This is a genomic window from Pseudoalteromonas sp. NCIMB 1079 (assembly GCF_040567695.1).
GTDB classification, from domain to species: Bacteria; Pseudomonadota; Gammaproteobacteria; order Enterobacterales; family Alteromonadaceae; genus Pseudoalteromonas; species Pseudoalteromonas distincta.
Genome location: NZ_JBEWZA010000003.1, coordinates 40,447 through 64,362 on the forward strand (window position 1 = coordinate 40,447; position 23,916 = coordinate 64,362).

Sequence of the window (23,916 nt, forward strand, 5' to 3'; positions counted from 1 at the left end):
CCCACCCCTATAGGGGCGCTATTTTAGAACACACTTAATTAAAATTGAAAACTGCCCCCAATTAATGGGGCGTATAATTCACGCCCAAATAGGTGCTTTGTTATCCTAATACTTAAGCACATCCAGCCCCTTAACTCCGCTACAAATCTAAAGCTCACATGAAACACATTATACAAAGCTGCCCCCAATTAATGGGGCGAATAAACTTTCCCGCCCCTTTAGGGGCGCTATTTTAGAACACACTTAATTAAAATTGAAAACTGCCCCCAATTAATTGGTTCTAAATTAAATTAGCGCCCCTATAGGGGCGTTTTAGATTACTAATCTAATATCCCGTAGTTACGTTCAAAACAACAAAACATTAACTAAGAAAATCTCCCCTATTAATTGGGGGCAGTTTGGCGGTACTCACCTATAAGGGGCAGTTTTCACAAAGCGCCCCCAATTAGATTTTTGGGCATATTAAAAACTCACCGGTAGGTGGTAGAAAGTTACAACATGCATTTTGACCCTCTGTATTTTTTCAATCTTTGAAGCTCGTGAGTGAAAATAGAAAAATTGTAGATACAAGAGGCCTAATCAATGAATAACGACGTTTTGGAAATTATTGAATATTTAACTTCTAAAAAGGATGAGCTAGCTTCACAACTTGAATCACTGGTTGATGAATACTGGGTTACATGGCGAGATACCAATAGGAACATTATATCTCAAAGCGGCAATCCAGACTCAGTTGCCCGCGTAGGCGCAGTGGCTCCAAGTATTCGTGTATACGCTACCAAGGCACATGATCGAATAATTTTAAGATGGCGAATTTACGAAAACAGCTGGGCGCGCCTCAATGCGGCCAAGCAAGATAAGCAAACCCTTCGTTATGCTAAAGAAATTAAGCGCAATAAAGATGGCACCACCAGCTGTTTCAAATTAACTAAAGAAGCCGTGAGCTGGGAAGTAGAACAGATTGATAGGTTTCTAAGTGAAGCAGAACCAGTAATAACCTTGATTAATAGCATTCACCAAAGCTTAAAGCTGTTAAATAAATTAAATACTAAAGCAACAACGGAGTTATAAAATGACGAATAAAACACAAAAAGCAAAATCGTTAACACCTGAAATAAAGACTCAAGCCCAACAAAGAGCAGTTACTAAGCATTCAGGTAGAATGAAAACCATCACTACCACTATCAAGTACAAGACTGATCACACTCATTCTTTTTTAAATCAACCACCAGCGTAAAGGGCAGCCTTGGCGAAACTCTACTAGCTCACAAATTTAAAGTGCATGGTGATCGTGAATACATAAACATCAACCTTAAAGACCTAGCTCAAGCGAGCGATTCTAATAAATCCAATATAAACGGTGTTCGCATAAGCAAGCTAATCCAAGATTTAAAAACCTAGATCAAATTGTAAGTGCATAACTTGTTTTGGCTAGATTAAGTGGTCAGTTGCTCATAAGCTAACTGCTTTTTCTCCGGCAAGAGATTTTACAATGAGACATTACAAACAACCAAGCTCATGAGCGGGCTTTGTTTCGCCGAAGAAGTGCAAGAAAACCGCTTAAGATGACACCAGAAATGATAGTTTTAATTACCCAGAAGCTTAATGAGAAGTGGAGTCCTGAACAAATAACGGGATGGTTGCGCAAAGAAAGTGAACGGTCTGTCAGCCATGAATGCATTTATCTGTATATCTGGGAAGATAAAAAAGCAGGTGGTGAGTTATACCTACATCTGCGCCGACACGGTAAGAAATATCACAAGCGCAGTCATTGTAAAACAAACCGAGGGCAAATAAAAAATCGCGTTAGCATTGAAGAACGTCCACAAATAGTTGATGAGAAAGGCCGTATCGGAGATTGGGAAATAGATACCGTCATAGGTAAAGGTCATCGAGGCGCCCTTGTTACCATTGTAGAGCGGGTCACCCAATTCACTGTATCAACTCAGGTGGCAGGCAAAACAGCACAAGCCGTCACTGCGGCGACGATAGAACTATTAAGGCCATATAGGTCAGCGCTTCATACCATCACGGCTGACAATGGGAAAGAGTTCGCTTATCACGAGCAAATCACAGAGGCTTTAAATGTTCCTGTTTATTTTGCTCACCCTTATCATTCATGGGAGCGCGGATTGAATGAAAACACGAATGGATTACTACGTCAGTATTGGCCGAAGAGCACAGATTTTAAGGCGGTAACAGCAGCGCAAGTTATACCAGTACTTGAGCAACTTAATAATCGTCCGAGGAAGACACTTGGATTTGAAACGCCTGCAAAATTGATGCAGGATCACTTGGCGGCTAAAGCCGCCTAAACGTTATGCACTTCAGATTTGAATCCGCGAAATAAATTACAGTAACGAAGTTCAGATTATAGATATTAAGACATTCACTATAAAAGCTCACATACAAGATGTGTCAACTAAAGAGGTGTTCAAGTGAGTAGCAAGTACAACAGAACTGATGGGCGATATGTTGAGTTTTTATTCAGGCCAATTTATGAAGTAAATACAGCTATTGCTTATGGCATTGGAGCTATAACGACACCATTCATGACTTTAGGATCATTTCAACCAGGAGTAACAATTTCATTTGGAATAGCTGGCATTCTCGCTGGTGGAAGTTATTTATACGCAAGAAAGGCTACGCCATTAATACAGCGACAACAGAATCAGGTTATTAACGAATTTAAAAGGCAAAATCTTAACGAAGAAAAATAATATACATTGCTAAGCAATAGAAAAACAAAAACCGACACAAAAGTAGGTTCTAGGAAGGTTTTATATCTATGTAATGTTGTAAGCAACCAGCGCCAACTGGTAAGTCCCACCAAATCTAGGACTAGCTTATAACTACATAAATATAAGGTCAAGGGCTTTTTTGGCCAAAATTTAAGTTGCAGGGTTTTCGTGCGATTTTACTTTTAAGATGAAGTAGGAAAACGTCTGAAAATGGCTATTTGAGACAGAATTTACCAGTTAAAACCTGAGATGGAAATGTGAAAAAATTCACTTCTTTATAATCGTTTACCAGCAAAATAGTGATGTAAAAGTAAATCCTCAATGCCTACACAGCGACCAAAATGTAGCAGCTAAAGGTTGTTTTCTTTTTAAACGAATGTCGTTATTGTAGAATACATCTAATATAAGGATATATCGTAAGCGTCCGAGCAACGACACTTAGTAGATTGGATTTAATTAATAGAAAATACCGTCAGTTTCTACAGGAAGTATTATGTAAAAAAGAACCCTTAATGACTGGCAAAAATTGGGGCTAGTTGCCCATCCCCTCGAAATTAACCTTAAGCCTATTTTTTAAACAGTAATTTAAGAGGTAAACAATTCTCAAAAGGTTTACATAATGATTTTGGCTGTAAATACCTATCAAAAGTGCTCTCATAATGGATTTATCAAAACGTTTTAGATTTTTTGATCTTTACTTGAAGTTAGGGGGGCGCAAAGTTTTTCAAGTTAGTTGTCGCATCAAGTTAAATTTTATGCCGCCCGCATTGCTTCTTTTTTTTCTGGATTTAAATTTACTTCATTGATCATTGTCCAATCTCGAGATTTTCCTGACCAACGACTTGGGTTCTGTAATTTCGCCATTTCATTTACCTGATGACGTTTCGCTAGTATCGCTTTATCTAATCCTAAATGACGCTGGTTTGGCGTGACAAATTTAATACCGCTGTGCAAGTGCTCATCGTTGTACCAATCTACAAATCCGCTAACCCACTTTCTTGCGCTACCCATACTTTCAAAGGCTTTTTCAGGGTATTCCGGGCGATACTTTAATGTCTTAAATAGCGATTCAGAATAAGGATTATCATTACTCACAGACGGTCGGCTAAATGAAGGAACAATACCTAATTCCTGCAATGTTGCCAATAACGTTGCCCCTTTCATTGGACTGCCATTATCCGAGTGCAACGTGACTTGATCTGGCTTTACCTGCTCTCGCCTGCAAATATCTATCATTAAATCAGCCGCCAGTGTGCTTAGCTGTGTGTCATGAACCTGCCAACCAACTATTTTTCGACTATAAATATCCATCACTAAATATAAGTATAAAAACTGACCTTTAACCGCTGTTGGCAAATATGTGATATCCCATGTATAAATTTCGTTTACACGTGTTGCCTTGAGCGCTTTTGGCTTTTTTATCTTTTTATTTGGTTTAACTTTTTCTCTGTGTGTTAATAATTTATGTGATTTCATAACACGATAAAACGAGCTTTCTGATGCTATCCACACACCTTTATCTAATAGTTTAGGGACTATCTTGCTGGGTGGTAAATGTCCGTATTCTATTGAATTTACTGTCTTAATAATACGCTGTTGCTCTAATTCAGTTAGCCTGTTAGGTGGTCGCTTTATCGTACTCGTTCGCTTATCTGTCATATCATCAGCTTCAATCCAGCGTTGAATTGTTCTTGCCGTTAGACCAAGTAACTCACATGCTTTTGCTTGCCTAGCTCCTGATTTCTGCGCGTCTGTAATGAGCTTTATCAATTCATGACGTTCAGTTGAGTGGGTTAATCGTCCTCGTTGAAACCCCAAAGCGCATCTGCTTTTTTTTGAGTACAAGTAAGGCGGCTGTTTCTGCTAACGCTTTGTCTTTACGATTAAGCTCTTTTTGAAGCTGCTTAATTTCTTGTCTGAGCTGTTTACTGTCTGATTTTACGGGCTTCGTTGAAGGCCCTTTAGCAAAATCTTGCTTCCATTGTTTAATATGATGTGGGTAAAGCCCCTTAGCACGGCAATATTCATTAAGAGCTGCTTCATCTAAACTAGCACATTCAATAATGGCGTTAAGCCTTTCTTCTAAGCTCCAGTCATGAGGGCGTTTTTCTGTTGTCATGTGACTACCATTATTTTTAGTTTCAAGTTCATGGTTTTTAGCAAGCGCGATCCATCGTTGTAAGGTTGAATAACCGATACCTAAATCAAGCGCAATATCTTCTAAGCGAACATCATCACATTGAGATAATGCTTTTTCAACAGCTTGAACTTTAAATTCATGTGTAAATCGACGTCTCATTTTATCTGCCTCTATTAAAAGTTAGAAGCGACAACTATCCTGACACAGTGGGACTTACATCAACTGAGGTTCATATCGAGGGGATGGGCGCAAAACCCCGAGTTGCTACGAAAAGGTAAATTATTAATGACCACTACAAAGCGACCTCTTGGTATAATTGTCTGTGTTAGCCAATTGTATTTGCACTACCGAGCTGAAAACACCTCAATCGTTACCCCACCAAAGGAGCCGATAACTTCTGATACCGCTTTGTCTGATCGTATTTTTCTTTGTGATTTAGCATCAAAATCAGTTAAAGCTTTAAGCTTAAGCTCATTACTTTGAATTATGATTATAGGCATTGGTGCTGTTACTGTTTTTATTCCAGCATCAAAGCGTATATTTGCTGCCGGTTGTACGCGAACCTGCCGGCGTATCCTAAGCAGCTCCCCAGGAGTTTGCTTAATTCTATTAATCAATTGCTCAAGAGGTACGCGGTATTCAGGCCCCGATCTATCAAATTCCTCTTCAATTTTAAGTAAAAGGTCTTTTTTAACCGGCTTTGATAGCGAGTCCTTTCTTTGCCAGGCAAAGCGAATTGATTGAATGTTTTGCTCTGAATAACACCGAATATGCCTATATAGGTGCATAGTCATAATACCAGGGCACTCTGCGCGAAGCGCTTCAAACCGGTCTTGCCTTGTTTCATACGTTTGAATGATATGGTTTTCGATATCCGTTTTTGCCGCGTTTATTTTATCCACCAGCTCAGGGATAGTAATGCTTGTTGGGTTTTGGGCAGGGGAGAGCCAAATAACGCCGACAGTGCGCCGCGCTGATTTTTGTGAATAGCCTGGTTGAATGTAAAGGTCTTGGTAGCAGGAAGCCGCGAGTTCAACAGCCTTATGTCCGGTATGTTCTTCTGCTGCAATATATTTAACCGGTTCACTTTCCATTCCCTTTGAGGTACAGGGTAGTGGGTAGGCAAGAGCGGCCAATGGTTGCGTATGTGTGAGGATTGTATTGAGAGAACGGATATTGTTTTTCAACTCATCAAACCGGTCAGTGATAAAAGGCATAGTATGGTTCATTATTTGTTGTGAAAGCACAGAGTACAGTTAATAGCCTAAGACTAGACCATCATGCAATATAATGGAAGTTAACCATGAAATTCTTTTAATATTAACTTTTGTGATACTACTTTGGCTGGCCTCGCCCTGAGATTAGAATGAGAAAGAGAGAGAAAAAATAGAAAAAGCAATGAAGTTGGCCGGGAAGGAGCTCGGGGTTAAGGGTTTGTTTATTATAAACCCTTAAATGCATGATGGTCTAGATGAGCCTTACCACTTAAATCCGTATCCGCATCAATGTCTCTTTGATTTCCAATATCTTCAAAAATCCAACCTTTACGGTTTGCTATTTGTTTGAAAACGGAAATTTTTTACCTATCAAATATGTCTTGTTGATTAGTTTTCAATTGTTTTAAATCACTGGATTTTGAAGTAGGTTATTGACCTGTTCTATTTACTTTAGCCAACATCTGGTGTTTGTACACCGCATTTCAACGGTTGTTTCAATTAGTGGGTATACATCCAATAAGGTATTTTGATTAAAAATAGGCTCATGGTGTGCAATTCGATTTCTCAGTTTTCTTATGGTAAAGCAAGCTTGTTTTAATAGTGCTCTAATCTGGCTCATTGTTAAATGTCCAGCGTTAGGTTAGTTAAAGAGTGATCCCTAATTACTCTAAAGTCGCTTAGCCTGAGTAGCTAGCCCCCCCTCAGCACCACCTAAGGTAAAAGCAATGGCTAACACAACACCATTTAAAACTCTTACCCAACTTCCTGGCAGCCTTAAAAGCTAATAAATTATATGTTTAACAAGTATTAATGCATTTAATGGCAACATGACTAACTAGTCCTAATGCGATAAACTATTAAACATTTTGAACTTATGATTTAAAGTAGGGATGCAGTGGAATTGAAGTAACGGGAAAATGATTAGCTATGAAAATAGGATATAACACTAAGTATAGGAAAAGTTTTATTTAAAACTTCATCCAAAAATAAGCCACTGTACGAAGATACCCGCCCCAACAATCATTGCAATAACAAGACCTATTACAAATCCACGCATAGCAAGTAGAACAAATAATAATGCATGAAACACTTGGAATACCCGCGCCCAAACCCCCTCTTTAAACGATAAACCAAACCACTCTTCTGTCACATACTCTTGTGCCCCCCAACCGAACATACCCGCACAGATAAAAATGATTAGATGAAATAAACCGACTATCTGCGGGGCTTCTACGTGAACAGTAGGCGCTGTGCTTTCCACTATAAAAAGTAGAATGACTAAAACTAACAATATTCCAAAACCAATTAAAAACGTCACGAATAGAATCCTTATTTATTCTTCTTTAGGAGGAGTATATCAACTAAAAAAATCTACACACAAAAAGACTTACCCTAAGGTACTCACGTGGATAAACCTTAAAATAAAGATATACACCTTGTGGGGAAGCCTAAATAAAGACTAAATTTAGTCTTTTATTATTCTCATGCTATAATTTAAGTAAGCAGTTGAATACTTCGTGCTTAATTTGGAACAAATAAAAAGGTGAATACCATGAGAGTTGAGACTATCAGCTACCTAAAGAAAAATGCGGCTACTTTAACACTTGATGAGCCTATGATTATAACTCAGAACGGAATCCCATCGTTTGTTATTGAGTCATTTGCAGAGAAGAAAAGAAGAGATGAAGCGGTCGCTTTATTGAAGCTTTTATCATTCTCTGTAGAAGATTCAAAAAACAACAGAGTTATGTCTAGTGCTTCATTCAAGAAACGATTAGCCAATCGTAAACTTGAAGCGGAGAAAATAAATAATGACGCAAAAATTTGAGATTGAATACACCGAATCATTTTATAAGACAACGGAAAACCTAATCAATCATCTATCATACTACTCAACTGAAATAGAAGTTATTAGTAAAATAGAGAAAATAATAGATGACTTTGAGGAAAGAATAAAACGAGCACCGGAATCTTGCCAAATATCACCGCCTCTAATGCAAGAGCTTGGAATTAAAACATGGAGAGAGTACAACAAAGGCGGCATTCGAATACTATACCGCGTCATAAAAGATGAAAGTAAAGTAGTGGCTGATGTATTTTTATCACAAAAACAAGATATAGAAAGGGCCCTGACAGACTACTGTCTGATGCATATTTAAGAACTTTTTTATTTTCTTGCGCCCTAACAGGCGCGCGAAAAAGGATGTCGGCTGATCCTCTAAACGATGTATTGCTCCCCAGAAGTGCTATTGGCCTTTATGTTCTACAATATTTTTTGTAAAACAGCTCTAATATTTCTCTTGTTTCATGGTCTTCTCGTTGAAGTGGTTTTGTTATTTTGGCATACATTTGAATCAAAAGACGATTGAATATAATGGTGGCGTGGTGTCCTGTCATTTTCAAACAATTCAACCCCTGCATGAAAACATATTGCATCATTTTCTCCTGGAGAATTACTTACAAGTGATTCTACTATTTTTTATATTCATTTTGCCTAAACGCTAGTCTGCCCTCTGAATTCAAAGCTTCCCATTGTGTATTTCTTTGCTGTAAAGCCTCCTGTTTTAAAAGCATTTCTTTTTTTCTTTTTATCTCTGCTATTTTAACGGTAATCCCCCCATTTTTAATGGAGGCTAGCTGTAGAATTTCCGTTGTTTAATTTTTCCAGCTTTTGTATGGGTGTTATACCACCTAGGCCCATGTTAGGGCGTTCATTATTATAAGTCCATAGCCAATCAGTCGCTCTGTCTTGTAACTCACTAATATCACTATAAATATAATGACTCAGCCAGTCGTAACGAACCGTTCGGTTGAAGCGCTCTATATAGGCATTTTGCTGCGGGTTACCGGGTTGAATAAACCGTAATTCGATATCATTATTTAACGCCCATTGCGCTAGCTGCTTGCTAATATATTCAGGCCCATTATCACATCTGATAGCTTTGGGTTTACCACGCCACTCTATAATTTGATTTAACGAGCGGATCACACGTTCAGCAGGCAGTGATAAATCAGCGTCAATAGTCAGCCCTTCACGATTAAAGTCATCAATGACATTAAACAATCGACATGCTCTGCCATCCGCTAATTGATCATGCATAAAATCCATTGACCAACATTCATTGATGGTTTCTGGTACTGCCAATGGCTCAGGCTTATCTCTATTTAAGCGTTTCCTTGGCTTGATCCGCAAATTTAACACAAGATCACGGTAAATGCGGTAAACTCGCTTGTGATTCCACTTGTGCTTTTTTACATTACGCAAATATAAAAAACATAATCCAAATGTCGGAAGACAATAATGTTTGAAACTTTTTTGCCTTCCCAGTCCGCCCTTCGTGTCAATAGAAGGTATGTATGACAATAAAGATCAAAACTTAGATTCAATCAACGTGCCTATCCAAAGAAAAATTGTGACAACAAAGATTGAAACTCACTTTTGGACATAAACTTTTTAGAAAAGCAGTACTCCAATTATCGAACGCTGCCTTTTTAGCATGATAAAGCACTCAGTATGAATCTTACTTGGTATTAAACTTATTCAAATCACATGCGATGTTTCTAGCGACCAGCTCTTATTCAAACTGCCAGTAAAGCGGAGAACCGAACGAATCAAGGTAGTAATCGATAATCGCCCGAACATTCAGCGAAGGATGACGGGCATTCGGGTAGATTGCCGCGATGTGTTGCGACTCCGTTTTTATAGACTTATCCAGCTCCGGCAGTAGTACGATTAGTTCTCCTCGCTTGAGTTGGTCTCCAATCAGCCAATCAGGAAACAGCACGATCCCCATTCCCCCGAGTGCAGCAATCAACAACGTTTCAGCATTATTGGATGACATAAGGGGCGATACTGGATAGTGCACCCATTTCTCCCCGTGCCTACGCATCAGCCAGCGGTTTGGTCCTGACGAACCGCGATAGACCAAGCATTTATGATGGATTAACTCTTCAGGTGATTCAGGTATGCCGTGTCGACGGATATAATCTGGTGATGCAGCTAGATGATAGAACTGCTGGCCAAACACACGAGCATGAAATGAGGAGTCTGTTAGCACGCCAATCCGGAAAATTACGTCAGCTGAATCCCGGTGAGGATCGATGTAATCATCGGTCAGCGTGAGATCAATGCTTAGCCTTGGATATCGTTTAGTTAGACCAGCTAACGCCGGTGCTACATGTCGCTGTCCAAAGAATACCGGTGCGTTTATGCGGACCATACCTGAAGGTTCTAGCGTTCTTTCGTTGAGTTCTCGTCGCGCCTCCTCCAAGCTGCTCGTCATAGCACGTGCATAACGGATAAAAAGGTGGCCGCTTTCCGTCGGAATGATTGCCCGAGTATTACGATAAAAGAGTTGTTGTCCGAGTGCATCTTCTATTTGATGGATAACGCGCGACACCTGAGAGGCTGATATTCCTTTCCCCCGTGCCACCACAGAGAAATTCTGTGTTTCATAAACATTTATATAAATCATCAAGGCGCGTATGTTGATGTTCTCAGGTTTACTCATTTATGCATATCCTGCAAAGGTGTTTATCTAATTGTAGCATTTTTCTCATCCATGTTAAGGCGTAACATTATCTACCTGAACCACAGGAGATTGATATGCAACTGATACTAATTTTAATTGTAATTGCCGGAGGTATGGGGCTGTCCATAGAGGCTGGATTGCTAGGACCACTAGGCGAGGAAGTCGGTGATCTCTGGGCCACCTTTAGTGTATTTGGAGTGGGCGCTGCGCTTACTTTCTTGCTGATGCTATTTTTCAGCCCGCGTAACAGCCCATCGTTCTTTGCACAGCCATATTGGCAACTGCTTGGCGGCATACTAGGACCTATTTACGTTATTATCCTGACCGTAACAACGCCGGCAATCGGCATCGCCATGACCATGATTGGCATCCTAGCAGGTCAGGTCTTTAAGAGCCTAATAATCGATCACTTTGGCCTACTTGGTACGCCACACAGAAAAATTGACATTAAACGTATAATCGCGCTGATTTTTATCATTGTAGCGCTGGTTATGGTTGCACAAGGCTAAGGTAACTTTATGACTATTATCATGATTATTCTCACCATCATCGGTGGAGCTATGCTGAGTATTCAAGCGGCTATCAACAGCCAGCTTGGAAGTAAAGTTGGTGTATTCAAAAGCGCGTTCCTAACATTTTCGATTGGAGCGCTAGTGACGGGGTTGCTGATCTTTTTCTTCGAACCTAAACACGCCTTGACCCTGATGGACGTTCCTAAATGGCAACTGCTGGGAGCAATGTTTGGTGTGCCATATATCGTTATTATGGTACTGGCCGTTCAGCGCATTGGCGCAGCTGTTGCCACTGTCGCCGTCATTTTTGGGCAGTTGACCATGAGTATGCTGATCGATAATTTCGGTTGGCTGGGAAATGAACCAATTCCATTCTCGCCGAGTCGACTCGGAGCTATTGTTTGCTTGGGCATTGCACTATATTTCATTTACTCTAGCAGCAAGTCAAAAGCCGTACTGGCGAAAGATCCACAACCGCATGCAGCCGCTAATAAATAATTTCAGTAAGTTCTAATGAGCCTCCTCTGAAGAGTGCCAGAAATTTTCTTGGTGCTCTTCAGTTGTTATGATCTGACTCCACAAAAGTAGACACCTAAACCATTCATGTTAACTCGTTTTGGGGCATGAACGGGTTCGCTAAGCGTCCGCTTTGTAGAATTAAGTCCAGATATCCAGATAACTCTGACTGTCTCTTATTCGCTCTTTTGAGGCATTCGCCTCAACACGTTTTGGGGCAAAGGCGAGTTAAATACATAACCCGCCTCTGGACAGAAACGAGTTAATCATGAATGACTGCTCATGGCACAGACTGTGTAAAAACTAATTTTTAATAAATTGTCTTGGTATGTTCTTAGTTTGAAACCATCTAGGATGGTTGCGATCGATTTTTTCCTAAATGAGAGCCTGTCGCTTTTTATAAAGATTAGCTATTCTTAATTATCTTAGGAAATTTAATTATGAAGAGTGGTTATATGGCAGAGCTTTGTAAAATTCTTGTTATAGATGATGAAGAGATCAACACCTTGCAACTAGAGCATGTTCTGGATGATGTTGGGGTTATTTGTTCATGTAATAAAAGTGAGGATGCCATCGCTCTTATTGAAGAGTTTATACCAGATATACTTTTACTCGATCTAGAAATGCCCAATGTTAGTGGGTTTGACATATTACTCGAAATACAAAAAAGACCTCACCTTGTTGACTTACGCGTTTTGGTCATCACTTCTCATAATGATCCTGAAATCGAGCAAAAAGCGCTTTCATTTGGAGCTATTGATTTCATATCTAAACCTTTGAATTTAACTTTATGCCGAATGAGGGTTGAAAACCATGCAAAAATTCGAATTCAAGAAAAAACTATTCAGCGCACTAAAGCAGCTTTGGCTGCTGAAAAAGAGCACTTACGGATCACGTTAGACTCTATTGCTGATGGTGTTATTTCTACTGATGAGCATGCGTGTATAACTTACCTAAATCCAGTAGCGCAACGTCTAACCGGTTGGTCACAAATTGCGGCTAGAGGGCGACATATTGAAGAAGTAATGATACTTAGAGATGCCTCAACAAAAATACCTTCTATAAATCCTTTATCAGTTGCTCTGAAGGAAAATCGTCCTGTTGCTATGGCTATAAACACGCAGTTAATTAGCCGGCAAGGTATGCTGCACCGAGTCGAAGATAGTGCGGCTCCAATATTAGATAAGGATGGTAATAAGCGTGGTGCAGTAATGGTTTTTCAAGATGTTAGCGAAGTCCTTGCTATGTCAGTTCAAATGACTTATTTATCTCATCACGACCAACTAACTGCATTACCCAATCGCGTATTGCTTCATGACAGGTTAACTCAAGGAATAGCTAGAGCCTCATTTAATAATACTAAAGTGAGCCTGATGCTTCTTGACTTAGATAAATTTAAGTACATAAATGATGCGTTAGGACATCACATTGGTGATGAAATAATTGCCCATATAGGTCATAGCCTTGATAAATTTGCGTGTAATGATATTACTGTTGCAAGAGTGGGCGGCGATGAATTTGCACTTGTTGTGCCCTATGAAAAAGACACATTCGGTCTTGAACCGCTTATTAGTCAAGTGCTAGATGTCATCGCTAAACCTTTCAGATTAGCTGATGAGCAACATGTCCTTTCAGCAAGCTTGGGGATAAGTGTGTATCCTGATGATGCATCAAGTGTCGAGGAAATGCTTCGTCATGCAGATTCAGCAATGTATAAAGCAAAACAAGAAGGCGCTAATAGCTATTATTATTTTAGTCATGATCTCCAAGTTGAAATGACTAAGCGTTTAAAAGTGGGTAATTGCTTACGCAACGCGCTAGATAACAATGATCTTGTTGTGCTTTATCAGCCAAAATATGACTTAGTGACTAACGACGTTATTGGTGCTGAAGGATTAGTGAGGCTAAAAGATGACACTGGAGAATTTATATCTCCACTTAATTTTATTGAATATGCCGAAGAATCAGGACTAATTTACCGTTTAGGTGAACAAGTTTTGGAGCAAAGTTGTATTGATGCTAAAGAGTGGCTTGATGCAGGATACCCAAAGAAAGTCGCTGTTAATATTTCAGCTAAACAATTCACTGGTATTTCGCTGGTTGATACGGTTGCATCGATATTAGAAAAAACTAAGCTACCAAGTCGTTATTTAGAGCTGGAAGTAACCGAATCAGCACTGATTGATAATTTCGAACAAACGATAAAGCAATTACAGGCGATCGCTGATATGGGGATTAGCCTTGCGCTTGATGATTTTGGCACTGGGTATTCTAGTCTGTCATATTTGAGACTATTTCCTCTTGATGTGTTGAAGATTGATCAGTCTTTTGTACGTGATATGATTAGTGACTCTCAATCGCTTGATATTGTTACTGCAATTATCGATTTAGCCAATTCTTTGAACTTACAGATCGTGGCTGAAGGTATTGAAACAAGCCAACAAAGAGAGAAGTTACAATCTCTAGGTTGTGCGATTGGTCAGGGATACTTGCTAGGTAAACCAATGCCCTTTTTAGAGATGATGGAGGTGCTGACTCAAGCCAAAAATAAAGGAAATATATGCACCTAGATCTTAAGCCATTAACGCAATGTAAAATATTAATTGTTGATGATGATGAAATAATTCGTTTTTCACTACAGGCTATCATGGAAGATTACTTTGAAGTCGAAACACAAGCTATGGGCTTACAAGCGTTAGATTATTGCAAATCCAATATCCCAGATCTCATTTTACTGGATGTAAATTTGCCAGACATTAGTGGCTTAGATGTATGCAGAGCGTTAAAGCAGAATATATTGTTTGAGCACGTTCCTATTGTATTTATTACTGCAACTTATGACACTGATTCCCAGAATGCTTGTTGGGAAGCGGGGGCAACAGATTTTATTGATAAACCAGTAATTGCCTCAACGCTTATACATCGAACTACAAATCATGTAGAGAATAAGCTGCGCTTGGAAGTGTTGATGGATTTAACTTATAAAGATTCTCTAACAGGACTTTATAATCGTCACTATCTAGAAAAAGAAGTCTGTAATTCGCTGCAACAATCTGAGCGTGACAAAAAGCCGTTTAGTGTGTTAATGATCGATATTGATCATTTTAAACTTTATAACGACCATTATGGTCATCTTCAAGGTGATATTTGTTTAAAACAAATTGCAGACGTGTTTGCCAATACGCTAAAAAGGCCTCATGACGTAACGATTCGATTTGGAGGTGAGGAGTTTCTGATTGTTCTACCTTATACCGACATTAAAGGAATGACGCACGTATGCAAACAAATAATCTTACAACTTAATGAGGCAAATATTGAGCATAGTCAATCATCCATTGGGCACGTTACCGTTAGTATTGGTGGAGTAACGTGTGAGAAACAGAGCAAAATGGGGCTTAATGAGTTGATCTCATTGGCTGACGAAGGTCTATATAGCGCCAAGCGAGATGGCCGTAATTGCTATAAATTACAGGTTGTTTAATTTGATCCCTTAGTAAGTTTTATTGAATTATGAAATTTAATTTACTGTTTTTTTTATTGTTTAGTCTATACTTTCTGTCTTAGGGACATTGGTATTGGATAAATAATAATGAGTTATTCACCTGATCGTAGACACTTCCTGCGTACCGTTGGTGCCGGTGCCGCTGCATCAACCCTTGCATTCAAAGCGCCTTATGTATTTGCTAAAAAAGTGACAACTTTGCGTATAATGGGCACTCACGTTACACTGCAAGAAGAGCTTCGTCAGCGAGCTATGCGAGAGCTAGGTATAAATTTACAATTTATACCTATGGGTAGTGCAGCCGTGTTACAAAAAGCTGCTGCGGATCCAACTTCCTTTGACCTGTATGAACAGTGGTCAGACTCAATCAATATCCTATGGCAAGCTGGTGCTATTCAACCAATAGATGTCGATAGGCTTGTTTACTGGAATGAAATAAATGACCTTACTAAAACAGGTAAAATAACCCCCTCGGCCAAACTAGGTGCAGGTGATGCACCAAACAAAATTTTATTTGTTCAAAATGATGGCTCATTAGCAAGTACACCTACAAAAAAAATAAGCTTTATGCCATATGTCCACAATGTTGACTCATTTGGCTATAACACAGATTACATCGAAAAGGGGCAAGCCTATGAAACTGAGTCTTGGTCTTGGTTGCTAGATGATAAAAATAAAGGAAAAGTCGCCCTTGTTAATGCCCCAACAATAGGCATATTTGATGCTGCGCTTGCTGCTCAGGGCCAAGGTCTGATGACTTTTAACGACATTGGCAACATGAGCATTGACGAGCTAGACAAATTGTTTGCAATATTATTGTCGAAAAAAAGGCAAGGCCACTTTTCTGGTTTCTGGACATCAGTACCGCAGTCAGTGGATTTTATGAAGACAAAACGCGTGAATATCCAAAGTATGTTTTCACCGGGTGTGAGTGCCTGTAGAGGCCAAGGTATCCCTGTTGTCAATGCATCCCCGAAGGAAGGGTATCGTGCTTGGCATGGTGTTATGTGTTTATCTGCTAATACCTCGGGGCATGTAAAAGATGCGGCTTATGAATATATGAATTGGTGGCTATCTGGTTATCCTGGAGCCTTTATTGCTCGACAAGGTTACTATATATCTAACCCACAGCGTAGCCAGCCGTTAATGTCTAAGCCTGAGTGGGATTATTGGTACGAGGGAAAAGAAGCAACCACTGAGCTGATTGGAACGGATGGTAAAATTTCTGTACAAGCTGGCCAGACTCGCGATGGTGGAAGTTATATTAAACGTTTTTCAAATATAGCTGTGTGGAATACCGTAATGCAAAATTACGATTATAGTTTAGATAAATGGTATGAACTACTTAATGCTTAAGGACGTCGTTTGGTACATTTAATATCGCGTTCTATTGCAGCGAAAATGACATTAGCGTTAGCACTGGTGGTAATTACACTCAGTATCAGCTACATCGTCATGGATAAACGCTTAGAAGCAATTGATACATCGGTAAATAATATTACGGATATTAGTAGTCATGCCATTGGTATTTTACGAATAAACAAAGATATTGTTGAAATGCAACGTGATATTTCGGTCTATGGCGCATCAGGGAGTGATGCGGTATTTGCTAAGATTGAAGAGAACTACCAAAGTATTGACCAGCGTTTAAAAGCAATAGATAAAAAAAATAATGAAGTTGACGATAAAATTTATATTGATGCCATGTCTGAACTCGTGCTTAGGTATGGTGATAATCTAAGCGTGCTAAAAAAGCGCTATAATATAAAAACAGCATTGATAGATACAGAGCTGCCACGTATTTATTTAGGCGCTGTTGCCCATTTAACAGGCTTACTGCAACTGACCGCAGATTTAAAAGATAAGTTGCTAATTACGCAAAATATAAATATATGGCACACATTACACCACAATGCGCAGCTTTATTTAACTAAAAAGGACTATTCTAAGCGTCAACAAGTCATTAAGGCGCTGCAAAGTCTTTCAAGCTCCGAATTAGCTTTGCAAAAGCAGCAAAACAGGATCGAAAACCCAACAGTTCAGTTAGCTGTAGATTACCAGCAAGCTTTTACTAAAAGCGTCCAAGCAAATCGTAACTATTTAAGTCTAGTTAATGTTGTTATGGCGGGTGATGCCATTGAGTTTAGTGCATTAGCAAATACACTTAGAGAGCAGTCACTGTCACGTTTAATTACAATAAAAGAAACCGGCTCAGTTAGTATTTCAAAAACAGAGTATGTTTTACAGCTACTCGGAGTAGGCGCTATCTTGTATATCATTGGACTAGCGTTATTTTTTCACTTTCATATAGCACATGCGATTAAACTATTGACCAAAAGTTTTCAAAGCTTTCTTAATGGTGACCTATCGGCGCCCATTCACGATTTAACACGCAAAGATGAAATCGGTGTGTTAGCGGGTGCTGCAAATCGTTTCAGGGCGTTAAGTACAGACTTTATTTCTGCAAAAAAAGCAGCGGAACATACTTCTAAGGTCAAATCTGAATTTTTGGCAAATATGAGTCATGAGATCCGCACTCCTATGAATGGAATTTTGGGGATGGCGCGACAGCTTGGCAATACCTCTTTGACAGATAAACAAGCAAGAATGTTAGAGATTATTCAGTCTTCAGGCGCCAGCCTGTTAGTTATCATCAATGATATTCTCGATTTGAGTAAAATTGAAGCCACAAAAGTTGAGCTTGAAAACCAATCAATCGATTTACATAAAATGCTAGATGAGTTAAAGCTACTATTTAGTGAACAAGCAAATGCAAAACAAGTGCAGCTTTTTGTTTCATCGCCGACAGACGAAGAGAATATTATTTTTGCAGGAGATGAAACACGCATAAAGCAAGTACTTATAAATTTGTTAGGCAATGCCATTAAATTTACTGAAAGAGGAAGTGTTGCATTAAATGTAAATGTTCAGAAAGAGGTGAATAATGAGCTTATATTGTCGTTTGGTGTGTCGGACACTGGTATAGGTATATCACACGAGCATATTGATACACTCTTTGAGGCTTTTTCACAGGCAGATACTTCGATTACACGCCGATTTGGCGGAACAGGCCTCGGTTTAGCGATTACCAGTAAGTTATTAGCGCTCATGGATGCGCCTTTAAAGGTAGAAAGTGAGCTTGGTAAAGGCTCGCTCTTCTATTTTGAATTAAAGACTCAAAGGGGTGATAAACAGGCGAGTCGACAACATGAAAATACTAAATTATCAGCACCGCAAGAGATTGATCTATCTAACTTAAACGTATTAGTTGTTGAGGATAATGAGATTAATCAAATTGTTATTGAAGCGCTTTTGAAAGAGTTTAATATCACTTGTATCAATATAGCCGGTGATGGTGAGCAGGCGATTACACAGTGCGAAATGTGTGCGTTTGATATTATTTTTATGGATATGCAAATGCCTGTACTTGATGGGCCTCAAGCAACACTTAAAATTAGAACGATGCCAGCTTTTTTAACAACACCGATAATAGCTTTAACTGCAAATGTACTAGGTAGCGATAAGCAGCGTTGTTTTGAATCTGGTATGGATGATTTTATGGGCAAACCAATAAGTTATGAGTGTTTAAGAGCGGTACTATTAAAGTGGTGTAATCCCCTAACTAAGCATTAGTAACAAAAGGCTAAAAATGAATATTTCCATGAAAGCAAATAAGTCAGTTGTATCTTCAAAGACGTTTCTTAGGTGGATCACGTTCTTTTTTGGTCTGTTGTTGGTTTTGGCTGTTTTACTATTTGAAATGCATGTAAAAAAAGGTGTGTTAATACAAATAGAGGACGAGTTTACAGCAACAAACCTGCGATTAAGGGAGGTGGTGACTTCATCTATATCTAGATCAAAATCGGAAATTAGTTTTTTGCATTCTACACCGCCTATTTCAGGGTTACCAAGAGCCCATTATAACAATGGTATAGACCCATATGATGGAACCACTTATACACAGTGGAAAGAGCGATTAGAGACTATCTTTATTGGCTTTATGGAAAATAATTTAAATATTGAGCAATTGCGTGTTATTGCCGTTACCGCAACAGGAGAAGAGCTTATTCGTGTGCAGCGCCGAGGTGCTTCAGTTGAGGCTGTACCCGATTATTCGTTACAGCCCAAAAGTGGGGAGCGGTATTTTTTGCCGAGTTCGCAGCTTGAAGTTAAGCAAATATATTTATCGCCTATGTCGTTGAATCGCGAGTTTGGAGAAGTGACATTTCCATATAAGCCGATGTTACGGTTTTCTATGCCTATTTACAGCGAAGAAGGTAAGCGTTTTGCTTTCTTAATTATGAACGTGAACGCAAATGTGCTAATTGAAAAATTAGCAACCACAGTGTTTGACTATTCTCAGCTTATAATTAGCAGCTCTGATGGTGACTTTCTTTATCATCCTATCGAAAAGTATCGCTTTACAAGAGATTTAGCACCGAACATCACATGGGATACGCTATATGAGCAGCCGATCCAATATCAAGGACTTTATCGTGTGGATTCGAAACAAAAAGCGGGTGATCAATACTATATGTTTTCCGATACAGTTCAAATGCGACCGGGAAAAAAGTTTAGTTATATTGATTTAAGTACTGTCGTTTCAAAGCAGTATATCGATACGATGATTAGTGATAAACGGCTTTTGACTTATGGCTTTTTATTGGTAATTATCTTCTTTACTGTAATACTGCTTATTACTTTTTATCGAAATGCAACCAGAAGCCAAATGCTAGCTGAAGCACGTAGGGAGTCTTCTGCCATTGTCGATGGTTCAATTGATGCCATTGTTGGATTAAATCTTCAAGGTGAACTAACCAGCCTTAACTTTAGTGCAGAGCGATTATTATCAACGTCTAGAGCTTTATCTATAGGTAGGCATACCAATGAACTGATATTACTCCAACAACTGCCGATAGATACGTATATAGCCGATTTGGAAAACTCGAAGCCACAAATCAAAGATGAACGGTCCATAGAGGTAAATGGGCAATCCTACTTTTTTGCTATCTCTGTAAGCCCGGTATTTTCTGAACAGCTTGTACTCAATGGCCTCGCGCTTATTATCAGGGATATTAGTAAAGAGAAAGCGGCTGAAATTAAGGTAAAACGTTTGAACTCTGAGCTTGAGTCAAAAGTTAGAAACAGAACGCAAGATCTTGCTGAAGCGAAAGATCTGGCTATCAAAAATAGTGATCTAAAAAGCGCGTTTATTTCTAATATCAGCCATGAGCTAAGATCGCCTCTTAATGGTGTGATTGGAACATTGAATATTTTAAAGCGTGAAGAATTACCAGAAAAATCACGTAGGTTGATTAGTATGATGGAGTTAAGTGCCACTAATTTAAACCTGTTGATAAACGATATATTGGATTTGTCTAAGATTGAAGCGGGTAAACTTGAATTAAATTTTAGAACATTTAATCCTAAATATTTGATTGAAGGCTTAGTTGAATCGTGCGCCATATTAGCCTTTGATAAAGAGCTTGAGGTTTATCTTGATACACGAGGTTTAAATTGCCAGCGAGCTGTATCAGACCCATTAAGGTTAACCCAAATAATCAATAATTTAATTAATAATGCGATTAAATTTACAGAGCGTGGTTTCATAAAGATCAAAGTTGAATCAGAAAAGATTGAGGATCAAAAACACAAATTAATTATTAGCGTCCAAGACACCGGCGTAGGCATAGAGTATAGCGCCCAGCAGCACCTGTTTAAAGCATTTAACCAAGCTGATAGCTCTATAAACGCTGAGTCTGGCGGTACGGGACTTGGATTATCAATATGCAAAAAGTTATGCCTGATGATGGGGGGCGATATAAAAGTCAATTCGGTCCCACATAAGGGCAGTACGTTCAGTTTTGATATAATAATTGATAGTGAAAGTAGTGAGAATACACCACAGAACAACCATTATTTGTCTAAAAAAGTCTTAGTTATTAATAATAATAAAGAATCTCAAGAGCTACTAGGACAGTTAATTCGTCATGAAGGGGGCGAGGTAGAACTCTCAAATTTTGAAGATTTAGCCGATATAACTGCTGAACCTTATGACATTATTTTCTTAGATGCAGAAGACAATAAAAATGGTGAGTTAGAACAAATAATTGATGGCTTCATGCACCATAAATCAAACGTTAAAATTGTTGTGTTACATAAACCCGGATGGCCATTACCTGAAGGTATTTCAAGTAAGATAACGACAATTAGTAAACCATTCACACAAAGTGATTTACTAAGAGCGATTGGATTAACTCTGAGTAAGCTTGATCAATTGCAGTTGCTTACAGTAGAAGCAAGCGAAAACAGTGATATACCAGTACGAACTTTAGAGCAAATTGATGGGTGCAGTATATTAATTGTTGATGATACTGAGATAAATATCGCTGTAGCAGTAGCTGCACTTGAGTTTTTACCAATTCACGTAAAAACAGCAAGTAACGGTGAACAAGCTATAGAAGCATTAAAGCTTAGTCGCTTAGCAGGAAAGCCAATATGCTGTATTTTGATGGATTGTCAAATGCCTATCTTAAACGGTTACCAAGCCTGTGAGAAAATTCGTGCAGGTGATGCTGGTAATGAGTTTATAAATATACCTATTATTGCTATGACAGCTAACGCCATGATGGGTGAAAAAGAAAAATGTTTATCGGTTGGTATGAACGACTATATTAGTAAGCCCATTCAAGCTAATGAGGCGCAAGCTAAAGTAATAGAGTGGGCATTATCTAATTACGAAAAAAATGAACATCCGGTCACTGAAATTTTGGCTGAAAAAGAAGTGTTATGGGATCATGGTGCTGCACTTTCTCGTTTACTTAACAAAGAAGCTTTGCTTATTAAAATTTGTACTATGTTTATTAAAACAGCACCTGAAAAATTTAACCAACTAACAGAATTTGTCGATGATCATAATTATGAACAAGTTCGTCAAGTTGCGCATTCTCTTAAAGGTTTATGTGGTGAGATAAGCGCCGACAGGTTAAGAAGTTTGTTTGCAGAGATTGAATTACAAGCAAGCAAGGGGCAACTAGATATTGAAAAAGAGTTTTCACTTTTGGAAAAGCAGCTTCCTGTATTATTAAATGACATTAATGATTGGCTCGAAGAAGATAACGGTTAGATATGCGTTATTTCATGTGTTCTTACTGTAAAGAACTGCATAACTATGATTTTGTGGAATGACGCTTTTAAGAGTAGATATGTGTCACGATTACGAATAGGTTGGCTATTTTGAAGACGCAATGATATTTATGGATTATAGCTAAGCTTATTTTAAGGTTTTTACGTTTTAATGACTAGAATTGGCACTGAGCCAAAACAGGAGGGTCTTCAAGCTCGTTTATGGACAAAAAAGAGCTAGGTTTATTGCCATCTCTTACTGCAAGTTACCTGTGATGTCGCAATCATAGAGTCTTTACATCTGGTTCAGGTCTTTTTGTTGTGGAAATGGTGTAGAAGTTTCTGATTATTAGCTTCATCCCCTATTTCTAACCTAATAAATAATGGAAATTCTGAATTAAAAAAGCTCAGTGCTTCATCAAAAAACTCTCTGTAAATAACCGAGGCTTTATTATTCTCCAATAAAGCTAATAGCCTACTTGCATTAGAATATTCATTCCCATTACCGTCTAACATAGAAAAATTAGCTCTTAGAAGCATATCACTTAACAATTGAGCTTGTACGGGGAGCACTCTTCTAACAGTAACCCCCTCATTGTTTTGCTCAACTGCTAGATGCTCTTGAGAAAAACAGTCCAGAAATAAATTTAACATCGGATATTCGCTTGGCAACGTTAGTTGCTTTTCATCAATTGTTATCGAGACGGACTTTAAGTAACCATATTCTTTTGAGTACGCAGTCGATGTTTTTGGTATTTTTGAAAATTCTGTATCGATAATTATATTAGTGGTCGGCATTAAAAAATAGTCGTTTAGAAGAATATGCCCAATGCCCCCATTAATTATCTGTTGAGGGTTTGAGTTCCGTTTGGATTTTGTTAATTGCTCTTCAGTTTGCAAAATCCACCATTGTTGTTGCTCACTAATCTTAAATCTAGAAGCTATAATCAATGGTAAATCGTATAAGTCGGTATATTTTGCATATTTATCTAAAAAGTTTTTTCCTAGTTTAATTTTATCATTTTGAGTTGTTTTAACCTCAACAAGAGCAGACGTTTTGGTTGAATTACGATTTGTATCATAAACGCTATGGCTAAGGTCAAATACTGCTAAGTAGTCTGGCACTTTTAAATCATTATTTATCACAAACCCCTGTTCTAACCCATTTATTGCAAGGCAGGCTTTCATCAATTTACAAAGAAGCAGAAACTCGTCCTCCAAGAGAAGACCATCAATCCTTCGGATAACTTCTTCAATATTCTGCTCGACTAAATGTGTTTTTACATACAGTTCAAACTCGGCCTCACTCGAACAACCAAGCCTTATTGATTTGAGGATCTTTAACTGCTCAATTTGAGATAAATCTTTCAAATCGTTCATGAAATTATGCTCCTTGCTGAATTATGAGTGAGCTACCGCTTTATTTTAGTTAATACAAACAACACATTTGTTTTGAATGCAAAACTTACCGTGCACTCTTAATTAGTAAAATTTGAATTGTAACTCACTTTGGGGCAAAGGCGAGTTAAATACATAACCCGCCTCTGGACAAAAATGAGTTAGAGCCGAAGGACGGCTCTGTGCCATGAGCGGACGCTGAAATTAGGTTTTTTTCGGAGATAAGCGTAAGC

At 38.6% G+C, this 23,916-nt stretch carries 17 protein-coding genes and 2 pseudogenes; 13 read left to right on the forward strand and 6 right to left on the reverse strand.

Annotated elements, in window-relative coordinates:
• Window positions 1–582: 582 nt before the first annotated feature.
• From ABX891_RS20345 to ABX891_RS20360, 4 genes and pseudogenes are all read left to right on the forward strand, one after another.
• Entirely contained in the window at window positions 583–1,071 is a 489-nt protein-coding gene (locus ABX891_RS20345) for a hypothetical protein (RefSeq protein ID WP_089369342.1), read from the forward strand.
• A gap of 1 nt (window position 1,072) precedes the next feature.
• The gene (locus tag ABX891_RS20350) at window positions 1,073–1,237 is read left to right on the forward strand and encodes a hypothetical protein (protein WP_157696016.1); all 165 of its coding nucleotides are present in this window, start codon (window positions 1,073–1,075) and stop codon (window positions 1,235–1,237) included.
• A gap of 268 nt (window positions 1,238–1,505) precedes the next feature.
• Window positions 1,506–2,315: pseudogene (locus ABX891_RS20355) on the forward strand (IS30 family transposase); the annotation flags it as partial.
• Window positions 2,316–2,438: 123 nt separating this feature from the next.
• Entirely contained in the window at window positions 2,439–2,720 is a 282-nt protein-coding gene (locus ABX891_RS20360) for a hypothetical protein (RefSeq protein ID WP_089369343.1), read from the forward strand.
• A 774-nt stretch (window positions 2,721–3,494) separates the two neighbouring features.
• Here the strand turns inward: ABX891_RS20360 and ABX891_RS20365 are convergent.
• The 3 genes from ABX891_RS20365 to ABX891_RS20375 form a co-directional block, all read right to left on the reverse strand.
• Window positions 3,495–5,040 (reverse strand): IS3 family transposase gene (locus tag ABX891_RS20365; RefSeq protein WP_089369344.1). Its coding sequence is split into 2 segments (ribosomal slippage): window positions 3,495–4,560 and window positions 4,559–5,040, totalling 1,548 coding nucleotides; the frame shifts between segments, so codons are not numbered across the junction.
• A gap of 185 nt (window positions 5,041–5,225) precedes the next feature.
• Window positions 5,226–6,098: a DNA replication terminus site-binding protein gene (locus ABX891_RS20370; protein ID WP_197108806.1), complete on the reverse strand. Its 873-nt coding sequence runs from the start codon at window positions 6,096–6,098 to the stop codon at window positions 5,226–5,228.
• Window positions 6,099–7,074: 976 nt separating this feature from the next.
• Window positions 7,075–7,416 carry a hypothetical protein gene (locus ABX891_RS20375; protein WP_354630519.1) on the reverse strand — a complete coding sequence of 114 codons (342 nt, stop codon included), beginning with the start codon at window positions 7,414–7,416 and terminating at the stop codon, window positions 7,075–7,077.
• A gap of 234 nt (window positions 7,417–7,650) precedes the next feature.
• On the opposite strand from ABX891_RS20375, the gene ABX891_RS20380 reads away from it, so the two are divergent.
• Complete coding sequence (locus ABX891_RS20380; protein ID WP_024608500.1) at window positions 7,651–7,926, forward strand: type II toxin-antitoxin system Phd/YefM family antitoxin; 276 nt, start codon at window positions 7,651–7,653, stop codon at window positions 7,924–7,926.
• Complete coding sequence (locus ABX891_RS20385) at window positions 7,910–8,257, forward strand: type II toxin-antitoxin system RelE/ParE family toxin (RefSeq protein ID WP_024608499.1); 348 nt, start codon at window positions 7,910–7,912, stop codon at window positions 8,255–8,257. Before ABX891_RS20380 ends, ABX891_RS20385 begins: the two co-directional genes overlap by 17 nt.
• 464 nt (window positions 8,258–8,721) lie before the next feature.
• Here ABX891_RS20385 and ABX891_RS20390 read toward each other — a convergent pair.
• Window positions 8,722–9,384 (reverse strand): annotated as a pseudogene (locus tag ABX891_RS20390) (IS3 family transposase); the annotation flags it as partial.
• 289 nt (window positions 9,385–9,673) lie between these two features.
• Window positions 9,674–10,609: a LysR family transcriptional regulator gene (locus ABX891_RS20395; protein WP_024590360.1), complete on the reverse strand. Its 936-nt coding sequence runs from the start codon at window positions 10,607–10,609 to the stop codon at window positions 9,674–9,676.
• Window positions 10,610–10,704: 95 nt separating this feature from the next.
• Between ABX891_RS20395 and ABX891_RS20400 the strand changes: the two genes are divergently transcribed.
• From ABX891_RS20400 to ABX891_RS20430, 7 genes are all read left to right on the forward strand, one after another.
• Entirely contained in the window at window positions 10,705–11,139 is a 435-nt protein-coding gene (locus ABX891_RS20400; RefSeq protein WP_354630520.1) for a DMT family transporter, read from the forward strand.
• Between the two features lie 9 nt (window positions 11,140–11,148).
• Window positions 11,149–11,640, forward strand: coding sequence for a DMT family transporter (locus ABX891_RS20405; protein WP_024590358.1), 492 nt, complete (start codon window positions 11,149–11,151; stop codon window positions 11,638–11,640).
• A 458-nt stretch (window positions 11,641–12,098) separates the two neighbouring features.
• Window positions 12,099–14,228, forward strand: coding sequence for an EAL domain-containing response regulator (locus tag ABX891_RS20410; protein WP_354630521.1), 2,130 nt, complete (start codon window positions 12,099–12,101; stop codon window positions 14,226–14,228).
• The gene (locus tag ABX891_RS20415) at window positions 14,219–15,139 is read left to right on the forward strand and encodes a GGDEF domain-containing response regulator (RefSeq protein ID WP_354630522.1); all 921 of its coding nucleotides are present in this window, start codon (window positions 14,219–14,221) and stop codon (window positions 15,137–15,139) included. The genes ABX891_RS20410 and ABX891_RS20415 overlap by 10 nt, the downstream gene beginning before the upstream one ends.
• A 108-nt stretch (window positions 15,140–15,247) precedes the next feature.
• A complete protein-coding gene (locus ABX891_RS20420; RefSeq protein WP_354630523.1) occupies window positions 15,248–16,516 on the forward strand; it encodes an ABC transporter substrate-binding protein in 1,269 nt (422 codons plus the stop codon).
• Between the two features lie 45 nt (window positions 16,517–16,561).
• Complete coding sequence (locus tag ABX891_RS20425; protein WP_248443011.1) at window positions 16,562–18,793, forward strand: ATP-binding protein; 2,232 nt, start codon at window positions 16,562–16,564, stop codon at window positions 18,791–18,793.
• 16 nt (window positions 18,794–18,809) lie between these two features.
• Complete coding sequence (locus ABX891_RS20430; protein WP_354630524.1) at window positions 18,810–22,286, forward strand: ATP-binding protein; 3,477 nt, start codon at window positions 18,810–18,812, stop codon at window positions 22,284–22,286.
• A gap of 305 nt (window positions 22,287–22,591) precedes the next feature.
• Here the strand turns inward: ABX891_RS20430 and ABX891_RS20435 are convergent, their stop codons facing one another.
• Window positions 22,592–23,665, reverse strand: a complete 1,074-nt coding sequence (locus ABX891_RS20435) for a hypothetical protein (RefSeq protein ID WP_354630525.1) — start codon at window positions 23,663–23,665, stop codon at window positions 22,592–22,594.
• Between the last annotated feature and the right edge of the window lie 251 nt (window positions 23,666–23,916).

Coding starts and splice junctions, on each gene's coding strand:
- ABX891_RS20400 (WP_354630520.1), top strand. CDS start 10,705: ATGCAACTGATACTAATTTTAATTGTAATTGCCGGAGGTATGGGGCTG.
- ABX891_RS20410 (WP_354630521.1), top strand. CDS start 12,099: ATGAAGAGTGGTTATATGGCAGAGCTTTGTAAAATTCTTGTTATAGAT.
- ABX891_RS20405 (WP_024590358.1), top strand. CDS start 11,149: ATGACTATTATCATGATTATTCTCACCATCATCGGTGGAGCTATGCTG.
- ABX891_RS20345 (WP_089369342.1), top strand. CDS start 583: ATGAATAACGACGTTTTGGAAATTATTGAATATTTAACTTCTAAAAAG.
- ABX891_RS20370 (WP_197108806.1), bottom strand. CDS start 6,098: ATGCCTTTTATCACTGACCGGTTTGATGAGTTGAAAAACAATATCCGT.
- ABX891_RS20430 (WP_354630524.1), top strand. CDS start 18,810: ATGAATATTTCCATGAAAGCAAATAAGTCAGTTGTATCTTCAAAGACG.
- ABX891_RS20420 (WP_354630523.1), top strand. CDS start 15,248: ATGAGTTATTCACCTGATCGTAGACACTTCCTGCGTACCGTTGGTGCC.
- ABX891_RS20425 (WP_248443011.1), top strand. CDS start 16,562: ATGACATTAGCGTTAGCACTGGTGGTAATTACACTCAGTATCAGCTAC.
- ABX891_RS20435 (WP_354630525.1), bottom strand. CDS start 23,665: ATGAACGATTTGAAAGATTTATCTCAAATTGAGCAGTTAAAGATCCTC.
- ABX891_RS20395 (WP_024590360.1), bottom strand. CDS start 10,609: ATGAGTAAACCTGAGAACATCAACATACGCGCCTTGATGATTTATATA.
- ABX891_RS20350 (WP_157696016.1), top strand. CDS start 1,073: ATGACGAATAAAACACAAAAAGCAAAATCGTTAACACCTGAAATAAAG.
- ABX891_RS20385 (WP_024608499.1), top strand. CDS start 7,910: ATGACGCAAAAATTTGAGATTGAATACACCGAATCATTTTATAAGACA.
- ABX891_RS20380 (WP_024608500.1), top strand. CDS start 7,651: ATGAGAGTTGAGACTATCAGCTACCTAAAGAAAAATGCGGCTACTTTA.
- ABX891_RS20415 (WP_354630522.1), top strand. CDS start 14,219: ATGCACCTAGATCTTAAGCCATTAACGCAATGTAAAATATTAATTGTT.